11 protein-coding genes and 1 tRNA gene are annotated in these 15,186 nt (G+C 47.5%); 6 read left to right on the plus strand and 6 right to left on the minus strand.

The annotated features are described in order from the left end of the window. Positions 1–134: 134 nt before the first annotated feature. Positions 135–488, plus strand: coding sequence for a hypothetical protein (locus tag EPO18_RS03310; protein WP_292430475.1), 354 nt, complete (start codon positions 135–137; stop codon positions 486–488). Positions 489–513: 25 nt separating this feature from the next. Here EPO18_RS03310 and EPO18_RS03315 read toward each other — a convergent pair whose 3' ends face one another. From EPO18_RS03315 to ychF, 5 genes are all read right to left on the minus strand, one after another. After that, a complete protein-coding gene (locus tag EPO18_RS03315) occupies positions 514–2,091 on the minus strand; it encodes a GTPase family protein (protein WP_292430478.1) in 1,578 nt (525 codons plus the stop codon). After that, on the minus strand, positions 2,088–3,284 hold the full coding sequence (locus EPO18_RS03320; RefSeq protein ID WP_292430481.1) for a GTPase family protein: 1,197 nt from the start codon (positions 3,282–3,284) through the stop codon (positions 2,088–2,090). Before EPO18_RS03320 ends, EPO18_RS03315 begins: the two co-directional genes overlap by 4 nt. A 282-nt stretch (positions 3,285–3,566) precedes the next feature. Next, on the minus strand, positions 3,567–4,514 hold the full coding sequence (locus EPO18_RS03325; RefSeq protein ID WP_292430484.1) for a DUF4062 domain-containing protein: 948 nt from the start codon (positions 4,512–4,514) through the stop codon (positions 3,567–3,569). Positions 4,515–5,605: 1,091 nt separating this feature from the next. Beyond that, positions 5,606–5,682 (minus strand) — tRNA-Met (locus EPO18_RS03330). A gap of 53 nt (positions 5,683–5,735) precedes the next feature. Next, positions 5,736–6,827, minus strand: coding sequence for a redox-regulated ATPase YchF (ychF, locus tag EPO18_RS03335; protein ID WP_292430487.1), 1,092 nt, complete (start codon positions 6,825–6,827; stop codon positions 5,736–5,738). A 232-nt stretch (positions 6,828–7,059) separates the two neighbouring features. On the opposite strand from ychF, the gene gcvT reads away from it, so the two are divergent. Together gcvT and gcvP are read left to right on the plus strand one after the other, a co-directional pair. Beyond that, positions 7,060–8,169: a glycine cleavage system aminomethyltransferase GcvT gene (gene gcvT / locus EPO18_RS03340; RefSeq protein WP_292430504.1), complete on the plus strand. Its 1,110-nt coding sequence runs from the start codon at positions 7,060–7,062 to the stop codon at positions 8,167–8,169. Between the two features lie 4 nt (positions 8,170–8,173). After that, positions 8,174–11,068: an aminomethyl-transferring glycine dehydrogenase gene (gene gcvP / locus EPO18_RS03345; protein WP_292430491.1), complete on the plus strand. Its 2,895-nt coding sequence runs from the start codon at positions 8,174–8,176 to the stop codon at positions 11,066–11,068. Between the two features lie 392 nt (positions 11,069–11,460). On the opposite strand, the gene EPO18_RS03350 is transcribed toward gcvP, so the two are convergent. Further along, positions 11,461–11,898 carry an NUDIX domain-containing protein gene (locus EPO18_RS03350; protein ID WP_292430493.1) on the minus strand — a complete coding sequence of 146 codons (438 nt, stop codon included), beginning with the start codon at positions 11,896–11,898 and terminating at the stop codon, positions 11,461–11,463. A gap of 187 nt (positions 11,899–12,085) precedes the next feature. Between EPO18_RS03350 and EPO18_RS03355 the strand changes: the two genes are divergently transcribed. From EPO18_RS03355 to EPO18_RS03365, 3 genes are all read left to right on the plus strand, one after another. Next, the gene (locus tag EPO18_RS03355) at positions 12,086–12,841 is read left to right on the plus strand and encodes a zinc ribbon domain-containing protein (protein WP_292430496.1); all 756 of its coding nucleotides are present in this window, start codon (positions 12,086–12,088) and stop codon (positions 12,839–12,841) included. Positions 12,842–13,375: 534 nt separating this feature from the next. Then, a complete protein-coding gene (locus EPO18_RS03360; RefSeq protein ID WP_292430498.1) occupies positions 13,376–13,855 on the plus strand; it encodes a BON domain-containing protein in 480 nt (159 codons plus the stop codon). A gap of 2 nt (positions 13,856–13,857) precedes the next feature. Continuing rightward, positions 13,858–14,988, plus strand: a complete 1,131-nt coding sequence (locus EPO18_RS03365) for a DUF1207 domain-containing protein (protein ID WP_292430501.1) — start codon at positions 13,858–13,860, stop codon at positions 14,986–14,988. The last annotated feature ends 198 nt before the right edge of the window (positions 14,989–15,186 follow it).

Genomic DNA, 15,186 nt, shown 5'->3' on the forward strand with positions numbered 1-15,186 from the left:
AATTGATGGGTTTAAGTTGCTGTTTGACAAAGATTAAATGGCATGATAAGTTTTTTACAATTCTGAGATATAGAGAGTTGAAAAAGTCTCTTTCTCAGGTTGTTCAATAACCGAAAATTTCTGGAGTGTGAGTTATGAAAGCTGTAACCAACAAAAAAACTGAAGAAGGGACGGTTGAAAATGCAAAAGAAGCCGTTAAGAAGCCTAATATCGCGCTAGTGGGTGTCAAAAAGGGAGCCATAGCAGCCAAAGAGGCCGCCACTAAAATTGCTACCGCACCATCGAAAGCAGTTGATAGTGCGCTGTATGGCGTCTGCTATGGAATGTCCTATGGGGTTGTTTTTACTTCTTTAGCGATCGTAAAAATGTTGCCCGTTAATAGCCCCGTGATGAAAGGTTTCCATGATGGCGCTAAAGTCGCACGTAAGGATTCAAAAGCCTATCAGGAAAAACATCATGCGCACGAGAAATCAACTGCGATGCACTGAAAAAAACTGTTCGTAGGCGGGGGAGTTAGCGGCTTTCCCCGCCTCGTTCTGCACTCTCAGGCAGGGTAATAGGCGATTTGACAAAAGTGCTGAACCCTTTCTTCGCAATAAATTGCCCTGCTCCTTTAGATTGCTTCCAAAGTCTGCGCCAATAATCCTCTTTACGATATTGCTTAAGGCAACGGAGATAACGCACCTGCTTGGCCTGAGTGAGTTGCTGAAAAATGGTCGGGATCAGGCCTTCCTCAACATTGTATTCAAAACCCGGTTTTAAATTGACCGGTGCGATTTGTTCGATATTTAAACCCAATTCCGTCGTTACCGTTTCCATCATCAGTCTTATTGCCTGTGCTTTGGGCGAGTCGGGCTTAATAACATCATAAGGTGGGCTCCATTCCCTAAGCGGCCGCAATTGATCGACATGCGTCAATGCTACAACTACGGGGGGCAAACTGCTTCTGTCTTTTGCCGCAAAACAATCCTGAATGGCTTGCAGCATTTTTTTATCGGGGTCACGCGCAACATTGGTTGCGGAAACTACCAGAATAATAATGTCACTGCGGACAATTTCTTCCGAAGCCTTGGCAAGCGAACACCGATAGTCATCGCTGCCATAGCCTTCGCAGTCCAATATAATCGCAGATTCCAATCCCGGACGCTCCAGCAGGTAAGACGTAAAGCCTTCTGTGGTAGGAATTACATTGGTTTCGGCTTTTTGTGTTCCGAATAGGGCATTGATCAGGCTGGATTTGCCTGCATTGGTCTGGCCCAATACCAGCACGCGGAGCGGCTCCGCAGACACAGCCGTTTCCCTGTGCTTAATTTTCTCCAATTCTTGTTGGGATAAACGCGTCGCGTTGGCAAACAAACTTTTGTCCAAAACCATGTTGCCGCTGTAAAGTTCAATCGCGTAATAACCTATTTTCTTGATGTAAGCGTCAATAAGCCAGCGTTTGAGGTCTTCGGTGGAATGAGACAGCAAGCTATCGGTAGTCAGTATTCTTAATTCGCGAACCATAGCGGAAATCGGGTCCAGTCCGGCCGATACAATGCGAAACAGGCGATAGAGATCACGTCCCCGATTAGCTAAGCGGTGACTGCGAACAATATCGCTCACCGAGAAAATATGACTGCCCGGCACGTTTTCCGAAAGACCGACGCGTAACTCTTGCGCCAACATTTCGATAACTTTTAGCAAATAAGGCAGCTTAATTTCCAACAGAGCGTCTTTACGTTGTGGATAATACTGCTCAGCTACAGCTCTCATCACTTCGAGCAAGGTCTGCATATAAAATTCCGAAGAGGCCAGATCAGGATTGCTGTTTCTGTATGATGCGGAAATCTGCTCAATTTTTTCGTAGGCCTGTTTGCTTTGAGCGGTTTTTTCAACCGATGGCGAAATGTCGAGCAATTCCAGTTCCAAATCCAACCGATTCAAACGCTGGTTAAAGAGCCACCACGTCGCTCCTAACACTGCCGAAACAGCTAACCATAAAATCAGCATTTGATGCAGCCATAACCAGTAAAAGCCCGCTGCTAGAGGGATGCTGAACGGGATCATTATGATAAAAAAATGTATCTGCCAGCGTGTTTTCATTTTCATTTCGACACCTTATGTTGAATTTCATTAACGTAATCCTTCAACATGGATTGGCCCAGTTCAAACTGTTCCTTGTAAATAACTCGGAATACTTCACTGGATAAGGCTGCTCCGCTACGTAAATTTTGAAAATACACCGTTAGCGTCTTACCTAATGCATAGGTTGTTGCAGCGGTCAGTGCGGAAGACGCCGCCGAGCCATAGACGGGAATCAGTTTGATTAGCTCGCGGCGACCGATATTGGTCAGTAGAGTAATACCGAGTGAGCTACTGATTTCAGCCCAACTTTTTCGATCCAGCTTGTAATTGTAAATTGACGCGATAGTCTGAAACATTTTAGCCTGAATCAGAGTCACGATAGGTATATCGACAAAGGGAATAGGAACGGCTCCGGCTGCTGCTGAAGTTAGCGCGTAAGCAATAATATGCGGATGCGCCGCTTTGCTGTAGGCATCATGCAACTCCTTGCGGATTTCTTTCATGTCATGAAGCATCATAGCAATGCCGTGCGGCAAAGCTGTTTCCAGGCTACGCCAAAACGCTTCCAAACCGTAATTGACCGGCTGGTAACCATCTTCCGGCAGCGTAAAATCAACCGGGACAAACTGAGCATTGATACCTTTAAACAACGTTCTTTGTTCAAGTAAAGACCGTCGCAGATTATCAGGAACTATTTTAGTCCAGTCTTCAGTATCAAACGGATAAGGGCTTAAGTGTTCAAAAGCCGGGTCGGGATAGCCTTCATGCAATGCCGTTTGCGCAACAATAACCGGCCAATCGGGTTTAGCTTTATGAATCGATCGCACTGCCTCCATAACAGCCTGCTGGGAATGATCCATGGCTTTCATTACGACGATCAGTACATGAGCCTGTTCTTGGAAAGCTTTGATATCGCAATCCGGTTCATAATCCACTTCGCCCAGTCCACGGGTGTCCAGAAAGTGCATGATGCAATCTTGGGAATCGGGAAAATCGTAAATGAATGAAGTTCTGGTGCAGGAGTGCATGCCGTTACCTATCTGGGCACGGCTGTCTCCGGTCAGGGCCTTGATAATCGAAGTTTTTCCGGATTGAGTTTTCCCTAGCAGCCAAAAGACCGGCGTGGGCATAGACGATTTTATGGATTCAAGGTGCTGACCGAGTTCTTCATCATCAAGACGAGGGGTGAAGATTGTCGAGTAAATTTTTTTCCACATACATAAAACCTCAAACAGGGAGAAAAATTTTAATGATTTATATGCTTAGGTGGAGAGTTTATTATTACATTCCATCAATCGAAGCATAATCTAACAATGAACAAAACCTTGTCATGTTTTTAATATTACAATGATATTAAAGAAATATGACAGCTTTATGATTTAGGATGTCGAAATTTCAAGATCGGTTTGTAAAGCGGTCTTTAAAAGGAACTGCCAAATGAACACTTGCCGTTCAATTGGCTAACAAAACGATGCTGTATGTGAAAAATCAATGCAGTTTTACGACAAGGGAAAATACGGCTGCTTACCAAGAACGATACGCGCTTCATTGATACTGTTCTGTGCCGAAGAGCTCCAATTGTGGATTGATAAAAAGGGTTTTAATCTTTCAGGGTCATTGGATAATTTGTGAAGTTTTTCTTTGAATTCATCGAATGTCTCGGTAGTGAGAAGCGCCACTCCGAATTGGTTAATATCGACATTCCAATTCGATAATGCTTTGAAAAACTTGTTTTGCTTAAGCGCATCGGATTGCTCGAATTTATTCAGTCTTTGATGTTGATATTGAATTGATTCCGGTAAATCAGCCGGCGAGACTTTACTAACCAATGCGTCTAGATATTTCTGTAAACTTGCGTTGATTACACTAAGCGTCTCAACCTGATTCGATAGCGTCGAGATTTGCTGTTGATTAGTCATTCGTTGAAGAAGCTCCCCGAATAACCCTGCCCATTGCTCACGGAGCCAAATCAATATGTCCGGGAAGCGTTCAAATGTATGAATACGATTGTTACGCGGTTTCAATAGTATTTCTTCAATAAGCCGGAAGATGTTTACCGAGTCAACATGCGCGTATCGGATATTTTCGTTTGCCTTGTTTTGTAAGTAGGTTTGATATTCGGTATAGACATTACCTTCGATCAAAATATAAACAGGAATATTTCGGGAGCATGCAGATTCATATTCTTTTTTCGTCATGTTGTCATAACAGAAAGTTCTTTCCTGTTTCTTATTATCAGTACTTGTTGCTGATCCGTAGCGGCCACCAATAATCAGCAAAAAAATATCAGCATTCGCGAACTCGCGGCAGAAAGATTCACTAAATGGAACGTCTGGAGAATATGAGATGTCTCCTTTTTTTGAGAGAATGAAATCGTAGCCAAGGGATTTAATAAAGTTATCGAAAGAGGATTGAACGTGTTTCAGGTCATAGTAAGTCGAACTCACAAAAACGCATGGTCGTGACATCTTAAATTCTCTTAACTTGGTCTGCTGCTAAAACAAATTATCGGTGCTGATGACTGTTACTTCACCCAACATATATTAAGTTACCGGCATTTTCACCTCTGTTGATTTTTACATTAGTGTTTATGCAATTAGTGTATTGAGCTGAACTCCGTGTTCTAACTGAACCGATTACTTAAGTATTAAAACTCATATAAAAACAAGCACAAATTGTGCCGTTATCTGGTTTTTTCAATGTATATTTCATGATAAAAAACTAAAAAAATTATAAACTGATTATTAATCAATTCACTATAAACTATCTTCTTCGGCTTACTCCAGTTGCCGGTCACTACTGTCTTAGAATTACTTCCTTGCCTAACTGGCAAACAAGCGTTGAAAGTGGCAAATATTTGACGTTATTTTAATGGCCAAACAAAAAGCGGCACCATGCCTTACCCAGCAATTTACAATCGATAAACTTAAAGTGGCATAATTTTGATTCATAAATAATTGGCAGCCATGATTGCCGAATATGTTTATGGCGCACTAGCGGGAGAAGACAAACGCTATGCAGCTCAATTATTATCAAGACGAGCGGCCACTCTCTTTCTGGCTTAAATACTGCTTTATCAAGCTGAAAATCGCTGTATTCCATAGCTCAGAACACATATTTGACGAAACCATGCCGCTAAATCCGGCATGAGCGGAGAAATTCCACCGCTTACCTGTAAGGACGTTAAAAGGATTCTTGCTTACTTGAATTTATTCCTCGTCCCACAAAAGGCACTTCACACGAGCAGTGGGTTAAGGAAGAAAATGGAAGGCTGTTTGGTAACTGTCGACTGTCCCAAAGCGCCTTTCTCACAGACTCTTATCAAGAGCATGACCGAACAAGCCGGGTGAAGAAGAAAGATTTTTACCGAATTTTTAAACAACTTTAGCCGCTAACCAAGCGGCTTTTTTATGCCCAAAATACTGGCAAGTGTTGCGGTTTGTTGCGGTTGTTTTTTTAGAAGTGCGCCAAGAGTGCGCCACAGAGAATTTCAGGTATAAAAAAAGCACTCGGCTTTCACCTAAGTGCTTGATTCGTATGGTGGCGATAGGTGGACTTGAACCACCGACCCCGGGGTTATGAATCCCGTGCTCTAACCAGCTGAGCTACATCGCCATTTAAACAGGTCTTTTGAAGAGCGAGAATTATATGTATCCACTCTTACTTTGTCAAACGTTGAATCTAAAATGAACTACATCCCCGTCTTTAACAATGTAATCCTTGCCTTCAAGCCGCCATTTTCCGGCATCCTTTGCGCCCTGTTCGCCTTTATAGTCGATGAAATCCTGATAAGCGATAACTTCGGCGCGTATAAAGCCTTTTTCAAAGTCGCTATGAATTACGCCAGCTGCCTGAGGCGCGGTCGCGCCGACCGGAATTGTCCAGGCCCTGACTTCTTTTACACCCGCAGTAAAATAGGTCGCAAGGTTCAATAGCTTATATCCGGCTCTTACGACACGGTTTAAGCCGGGTTCTTCCAGCCCCAGATCATCCAGGAATTCCTTTTTTTCTTCATCATCCAGCTGAGCTATTTCCGCTTCTATGGCTGCGCAGATCGGTACGACCATCGCGCCTTCCTTATCGGCCATTGCTTGCACTTTGTCCAGTAAGGGGTTATTTTCAAAGCCGTCATCCTGAACATTGGCGATGTACATGGCTGGTTTGAGTGTCATTAAGCACAAGTCCCTGATCAGGGCTTTTTCGTCGATCGTTAAAGGCAAGGTTCGTGCAGGTTCTCCGGCGTCCAGTTGTTTGAAAACTTTTTCCAGCACATCTTTTTTTGCTTGTTCATCTTTATTGCCGGTTCTGGCCGCTTTGCTCGCACGCAACAAGGCTTTTTCAACGGAAGCCATATCGGCTAATGCCAATTCCGTATTGATAACTTCGATGTCGGAGAGCGGATCGATTTTTCCAGCGACGTGGATGACGTTATCGTCCTGAAAACAGCGTACCACATGGGCTATTGCATCCGTTTCGCGAATGTTGGCTAAAAACTGGTTGCCCAAGCCTTCGCCTTTCGATGCACCTGCAACCAAACCTGCAATGTCTACAAATTCTATTGTTGTAGGCAGTACGCGCTCGGGTTTTACGATTTCCGCCAGCTTGTCCATACGGTTGTCAGGCACCGGAACTACGCCTACATTCGGGTCAATGGTACAGAACGGATAATTTTCGGCCGCGATTTTTGCACGGGTTAATGCATTAAATAAGGTCGATTTTCCAACATTGGGTAAACCGACAATTCCACAATACAACGCCATAGAGTTCTCTGAGATTTTAAAAGAAATGAGTCCAGCAAGATGTTCAAGCCGAAAAAAGAGGAAATTATACAAGCTAAGGCTTTAATCTAAAAAACTAAAACAACTAAGAAGCGAGTAGTCCGGATCGAGTCTCGCGTAATTCGTGTCTTACATGTTATTATTATACCAAGCAAGGATGTTAGGTATTTTTCTTCACGTCTTGTGCGTTCTTCGCTAAATAATCGACAGAGTCCTGTTCACACACCAAGATAAATACTTCATGTTAAAACAGACGCCGCTTTATAATCTTCATCTTGAACTGGGCGCCAAAATGGTGCCGTTTAGCGGCTACCTCTTGCCTGTTCAATATGGCAAAGGTACTCTGCACGAGCATCAGCACTGCCGCAATTATGCCGGTTTTTTCGACATTTCCCATATGGGGCAGTGCCTGGTTTTGGGCAATGATGCTGTTTCTGGACTTGAAAAACTGATACCCAGCAATATTTCCGGACTTAAAGTAGGCGAGCAAAAATATACGATATTGACCAATAATAATGGTGGGATTATGGATGACATCGTCATTACCCGCATTGAATCGGGTGTGATGATTATTGTGAATGCTGCCTGTAAAGATAAAGACTTTAAGTATCTGTATAGTCATTTATCCGGCTTGTGTTGTTTTAATGAACTGACTGGTCAGTCTTTATTCGCCTTGCAAGGCCCTGCCGCCGCATCGGTCATGAAAAAATTTTCCGAACAAGCTGCCAAACTATCCTTTATGCATGCCTGCGGTACTTATATCAACGATATAAAATGTAACGTCAGCCGTAGCGGTTATACCGGCGAAGACGGCTTTGAAATCTTGGTAGACAATTACTATGCGGAACAACTCGCCCGCTTGTTGTTGGCTGAAGATGGTGTTGAGCCTATAGGTTTAGCGGCCAGAGATACCTTGCGCCTGGAAGCGGGCCTATGCCTGTACGGGCATGAAATTAGTGAATCGATTACGCCTGTAGAGGCAGGTCTCCAGTGGTTATTTAAAAGAAGCCATAATCAGTTTCCCGGAGCCGACATAATTCTGGCTCAGTTACAGCAGGGGCCGGAAAAAATTCGCGCAGGTTTGCTGGTGAACAGCAAAATGCCGGTACGGCAAGGCAGTGTAATATATAACAGTGAAGATGTTGCCGTAGGCTATGTCACCAGCGGCAGTTTTTCTCCCAGTTTGGGTCAGCCGATCGCTATGGCGCTGCTTGACCGAAGTTTTACCAACGTGGGCAGTATGCTATATGCTAAGGTGCGTGATCATCATATTCCCGTTACTGTAACGCCGATGCCCTTTATCCCTCACCGCTACCATAGGTAAAATCATGGCTTCCTCTCGACCTAGCTTGGCTCAATTGGAAATGCGCGGTAATTTTATCAACCGCCACATCGGTCCCAATCCGCTCCAAACCCAAGCTATGCTGGCCGAGTTGGGCATAAGCGAACTGGAAGATATTATCGAGCTGGCCATTCCGGCAAATATTTTAAATCACGAACCGTTAAAGCTGACTGAAACGATCAGTGAACGCGCGGTAATCAAGCATCTGCGTAAAATGCGCGAACGCAATAAAGTGTTCACTTCGATGGTCGGCATGGGTTATTACGACACCATTATGCCGGCGGTCATTAAACGCAATGTGTTGGAAAATCCAGGCTGGTACACAGCTTATACGCCTTATCAGGCCGAAGTCAGCCAAGGTCGGCTGGAAGCGTTGCTTAACTTTCAGCAAGTTATTATCGATTTGACCGGTATGGAGCTTGCCAACGCCTCGCTGCTTGATGAAGCTACGGCGGCGGCTGAAGCCATGACCATGTCGCGCCGCTTATCCAAAAGCATAGCCAACAGTATATTTGTCGATCAGGATTGTCACCCTCAGACTATCGCCGTAATCAAGACCCGTGCCCGCTCTTTGGGTTATGAAGTTATCGTCGCAGATCCTTATCAAAATCTGGAGCAGTACGATTTTTTTGCGCTGCTGGTGCAATATCCGGGCGGCAAAGGAGAAATAAAAGACCTGACTGCCATCACCGCAATTGCCCAGGCTAAATCGGCGCTGGTCACGGTAGCGGCGGATTTGTTGGCGCTGGTGCTGCTTAAGCCGCCTGCCGAATTCGGCGTCGATATAGTGGTCGGCAACTCCCAACGTTTTGGTGTGCCGATGGGTTATGGTGGCCCTCATGCTGCGTATTTTGCGACCAAAGACGAATACAAACGCTCGGTTCCCGGCCGCATTATCGGCGTATCCAAAGACAGCCACGGCCAGCTTGCGTTGCGCATGGCGCTGCAAACCCGTGAGCAGCATATCCGCCGGGACAAGGCCACCAGCAACATCTGCACATCTCAGGTTTTGCTCGCCGTCATCGCCGGATTTTATGCGGTTTATCATGGGGCGGAAGGCTTGCGCCTGATTGCCGGCCGCGTGCATCGTTACACGCAAATCTTGGCCGCAGGCATTACCCAGCTGGGCCATCAAGTGCTGAGTACCTGTTATTTTGACACATTGATTGTTAGCACCCCGAACCGGGCAAAACGCATTACGGCCCGGGCTGCGGAAGTCAATATCAATCTGCGCGTTATCGATGCGGATCATATCGGCATATCGTTGGATGAAACCACCACGAGGCAAAACTTGAGAGATGTTTGGCAGGTTTTTGCATCTTCCACTGCCGATCTTCCCGATATCAACGGTTTGGATGCGACAACTGGCGAATGTATTCCGGAAAGCTTGTTGCGTAACGATCAAATCCTGCAACATCCGGTATTCGACCGCTATCATTCCGAAACCGAAATGATGCGCTATATGCGCAGGCTGGCCAGACGCGATATAGCACTGGATCGCTCGATGATCCCGTTGGGTTCCTGCACGATGAAACTGAATGCCGCGACGGAAATGCAGACTATTTCGTACTATGAGTTTAACGCGCTGCACCCGTTTGCGCCGCTGTACCAAACCCATGGTTACCAGCAAATGTTTGCCGAGCTGGAAGATATGCTGTGCGATTTGACCGGCTTCGATGCGTTTTCCTTGCAGCCCAATGCCGGTTCTCAAGGCGAGTACACAGGGCTTTTAGTCATCCGTAAATACCATGAGGTCAGGGGGCAGGGGCAGCGTAACATTTGCCTGATACCTGCTTCCGCGCACGGCACCAATCCGGCTAGTGCCGCGCTGGCCGGACTTAAAATCGTGGTAGTCGCCTGCGATGAAAACGGCAATGTCAGCTTGGATGATTTACGCCAGAAAACCGCCGAATACCAAGATACGCTGGCCGCATTAATGATTACCTATCCGTCCACGCACGGCGTGTTTGAACAGGCGTTTCGGGACATCTGCGACCTTATCCACCGGCATGGCGGACAGGTTTACCTGGATGGCGCAAATTTTAATGCACTGGTAGGCTTGAGTCGTCCCGGAAAAATCGGTGCCGATGTCGCCCACCTTAACCTGCATAAAACGTTCTGCATTCCGCATGGCGGCGGCGGTCCAGGTGTTGGCCCGATAGGCGTGGGCGCACATCTTGCTCCGTTCCTGCCCGATCATCCGGTTGTCGAAGGCGTTAATCCCGCTAAAAATATACATGGCACGATAGGCACAGTGTCGGCTGCACCGTGGGGATCGGCCAGCATTTACACGATTTCCTGGGCTTATATCGCGATGATGGGAGCGGCCGGGCTAAAACGCGCGACGCTGACTGCAATCCTGAATGCCAATTACATCGCCAAGCGTTTAGCGCCTTATTATCCGATTCTGTATACCGGCAAAAACGGCTGGGTCGCGCACGAATGCATTATCGATTGTCATGAATTCAAAAAGTCCTGCAACGTCACCGTGGAAGACATTGCCAAACGCCTGATCGACTATGGCTTTCATGCGCCGACCGTATCGTTTCCGGTCGCCGATACTTTGATGATAGAACCCACGGAAAGTGAAGATAAAGCTGAAATCGACCGTTTTTGCGCTGCGTTAATCGCGATTCGCGAGGAAATCAAAGCTATAGAAACCGGCATTGCCGATGCCGAAAACAATCTGCTGCATAATGCGCCGCACACTCACCGCTTGCTGCTTGAAAAATGGACTAGGCCTTATTCCAAACAACAAGCTTTTTTTCCAAGCAGCGATCAGCACGATGATAAATACTGGCCGCCGGTTGGGCGTATCGACAATGTCTATGGCGACCGCCATGTGTTTTGCAGTTGTCCGCTGGTTGTGGATGATGAGTAATATTGTCCACGAAAAGCACGAAAGGCACGAAAAGATTTGAGTAACGCTGGAGTTCAAAGCTCCCGCTCCTCGGCAACTGCTCCCTGCGTCGCCTAAAGCGCCTACTGTTGGTGCTCTCGATCGCTGTTCCTGACGCGATTCTACCTCCCCCTTCCATGGAGTCGTACCTCCTGCATCCATGCAGTCGTGCTCACGCCCCTTACCTACATAATCCACATGGATGTGGTGAATGCAGATATTGCAGGAGCAGATATCTGTCCATGTAGGCAAAGCTGGCTTTGAACAATTTACATGTACAAGGCTAGCCTTGTACTCCTGTATGAATAGACGCCGCTTTACTTTGAGTCATTTTTCGTGTTTTTCGTGATTTTCGTGGACAAAGCTCTTTTCAATTACACCCTTAACGGCGTAACTTTCCCAGTCATCCGGTAATTTTTATAATCTTCCACAACCTGAGCATGATCGAATGCCAGCACAGGGGGAAGATTGTCAACCGTAAAAATGCCGAAATTTTTTGCATCGTCGGCGGCTCGCGGCATTCCTGAGGCTTCGGCAATATAGACAGCGGTAACGGTATGGTTGCGAGGATCGCGTTCCGGATTGGAATAGATGCCCAGCAAAGCCGTCAGTGTAATATCCAGGCAGATTTCTTCCTTGGCTTCGCGAATCGCCGCGTGTTCCACGGTTTCTCCAACATCTACAAAACCGCCCGGCACTGCCCAACCATAAGGCGGATAAGCACGTTCAATCAATACGAATGGCCGCTCGGGCTGGTCGATCAGTTCAATTAAAATATCGGCTGCCAGCAAAGGGGTGATAGGTTTTGGCATGTTATCTCCTTAAAATGGGGTTTTGAGTGGTTAAGTTTCAGTCCGAGCGAGCCGCCGGGGAAATATACCACGGGCTCCGATACTTTGTGATTAATCGTGTTATTTGGTAAGCGTTTTCTCGGTTTCAAAAAGTGACGAAAACGGTTAAAGTTAAAACACTTGAGTTTAACCAATCTACCAAGCAACTATGAACAACTGCCCCAAGTGCCTACATGAGCTGCATGTGCAAAGTGAAATCTGTCCTCACTGCGGCATCGTATTTGAAAAATATCTGAAATATCATTCTGAACAGGTGGATCGACAGAATGCTCAGACCACCACTGTCACGCTATACGAAGAGGATGAAGTCAAGCCGCTGGCGCAGTTTTTGTTCCACGATAAGCAACAGAGTACATTGGCATATTTATTAGGCGGATTGATTATATTCGCGGGTCTCATTATTTGGAGCTGGCAGCTGATGAACGCATCTATCGAAAGCAATGCTGCCGGAAATTCTTTCCTTCATTTGATTAACCTGCCTTTTCATGAGGCAGGACATATTATTTTTAGACCATTTGGCGCATTTATTACCTCATTAGGCGGAACGCTTGGGCAGCTGTTAATGCCGTCAATTTGCATGGGCGTGTTATTGCTCAAAACACGAGATCCATTCGGTGCCTCAGTAGCGTTATGGTGGGTCGGTGAAAATTTTTTGGATATAGCGCCGTATATGAACGATGCGCGAGCAGGACAGTTGCCGCTATTGGGAGGCAATTTCGGCCATTCGGCGCCCTATGGTTTTCATGACTGGCAATATCTTTTAACCGAATCCGGTCTTTTGCAATATGACCATGTACTGGCTAAAGCTGTCTTTGTGACCGGTTGTGCAATCATGTTGCTGTCGTTGCTATGGAGCGGGCTTTTGCTGGTTAAGCGGTATAAGGACTTAAACCGATCTTGCTGAGCTTGTCGAAATAAGTTATTGCATGAATTCGCCTCGCCACATTTTTCGACGCATCTTTCGCATGCCTCGATGCATTCATTCATATTGCTAATCTTTCTGCAATCCACGGCACTTGTTTCATAGACTTTGGCAACTAAGATATTGCCGGCCAATGTTATTCATCCAAATAGTAGGGCGATCGGCCGGTCACCCAACTCCTTATAGTCCCATAACCAGCATTGACACAGACCACTAGGTATATTGTATTTTTGGCTTCGTCAGAACCGGTGAAGATAGGAATGCAAATAACTGTCAGGGTGGAGGAGGGACGTTGTCAATATCATCGATAAACAAAAGTGATCAGTTGCATGATCTCCCCCTTAAACCGCTATGTGCGTTACCGTACAGATCATACAGGACCCCGCGGCTAAAATTGACTCGGTTTTTTTTAATCGTTGCGTCTGATCCAGATAAAGGCGAGGGCATTCCTTAACCGGACATCGCTCTGTCAGTTGGCGCATCTCACCAAACACAACCATTTAAGGAGCGCACCCTATGAAAACAACCCCTCAGGACCCGAAAAACAGTTTAGCCGGTAACGTCGTTGCGCTTACCTGTCTATGTGCCGTGTTCGGCCTTTCAGGCTGCGAGAAAGAAGGCTCCGCGGAAAAAACCGGCAAAGTCGAGCGCACAACCGAAAGTACCGCACCGAGAGCCGGCCGGCCCGCGCAAAAAATGGAAGGCGCACAACAACAAATGCCAAGCACTGCACAGCCGGCAAGCCCAGGAAGCGAAAGCGCCGGCGAATATATCGATGACGCGGCGATTACCACCAAAGTCAAGGCGGCCCTGCTAAACGACCCGATGCTCAGCGCCTCTCGCATCGAAGTGACCACCGACAAAGGCGTCGTCAAGTTGAGCGGCACCGTCGATTCCGAGCCAGGCATCAACCGGGCTCTGGAACTAGCCGGCGCTCAGTCAGGCGTCAAATCGGTACAGACTGACCTGTCGGTTACCACGGCGCCCGGCAAATAATAATGGAGTTGCGGTTTATCGCCGTTCTGGGCATGCTGCTGATGGCCGTTTCGGCCAGTTACGCCGCCGCTACGGATGATGCTTACATTGCCGGTTATGCGGCCGGCGCCTTAAAGCATAACTTGAATCTGGACATGCCGTCGCTGGTAGTCCGGGATGGCGTCATTATCTTGCCGATTAACGGCCTCGAAACCGGCAAGCGGACAAAAGCCGTGCAGCTGTTATCCAAAATCCCCGGCGTTAAAGGCGTCAGGCTGTCGGAAACCCAGAACCGGCATGTGCAGGCCGCCCCTGTAGACGCGGTCCGGGTTGACGAGGGCCGGATGGCGACGTCCCCTGACGCGACTCTCTTACCGGCCGGACTGTTGCCGGAAGGACATCTGTTCAAGCCGTTATTGGCCGACCCGCGTTGGGCGCGTTTTTCGGCCGCTTACCACAATTACCAGAGCGATAATTTCGACGGCAACGACATAGGCTCGGCCAGCTTCGGCGAAACCATCCCGATTTACCGCAGTTACTTCGGCCGGTCTACCGTGCAATGGGAAGCAGGACTGCAAGCTGGGGTTTTTAGCGACTTCAACCTGGGGGCGCCATCGTCCGACTTGGTCAACAGCGACTATCTTGCGGCGTTGTATGCGAGCCTTCGCGCCGACCGTTTTTCAGCGTTTGGCCGCATTTATCATCAAAGCTCGCACCTGGGCGACGAATTCCTGCTGCGAAAGATCAATACCGGATTTACTCGGGTGAATCTCAGTTACGAAGGTGTGGACCTGAAACTGTCTTATGAGCTGCCGTTCGGCGTGCGCCTGTATGGCGGCGGCGCCGGCTTGTTCGATAAAGAGCCGTCGGCACTCAGCACTTGGTCGGCGCAATACGGCCTTGAATTTAGAAGCCCCTGGCGGATAGGTGACACGCCGATTCGGCCGGTCGTAGCGGCCGATATTAAACACCATGAACAAAACGATTGGAGTCCCGACGTATCGGCCCGGGCGGGTATTGAATTCGATAACCTGCAAGTACTGGGCAGGAAGCTCCAGATCCTGGCCGAATACTATAACGGCTTCTCGCCGACCGGCCAGTTTTTTCAAGACAAAGTGGAATATATCGGCGTGGGCGCGCAGTACTTGTTTTAGCTCGGAGTTTTGGCTAAGCGGCAGAGCCCGGCTCAGCCCAGGATACGCCGGTAAATTCGTTGATCGGTCCGGTAGCAGCTGCAAGACGCCGCTTCCAGGCCGGCGCGGTCCAGTACCGTGACATGACCGCGGTGGTAACCGATCAGCTTTTGCTGCTGTAGCGAATTCGCCGCCTTGGTGATGCCGACCCGCCGCACC

The organism is Methylobacter sp., from assembly GCF_004322395.1.
GTDB lineage: Bacteria > Pseudomonadota > Gammaproteobacteria > Methylococcales > Methylomonadaceae > Methylobacter_A.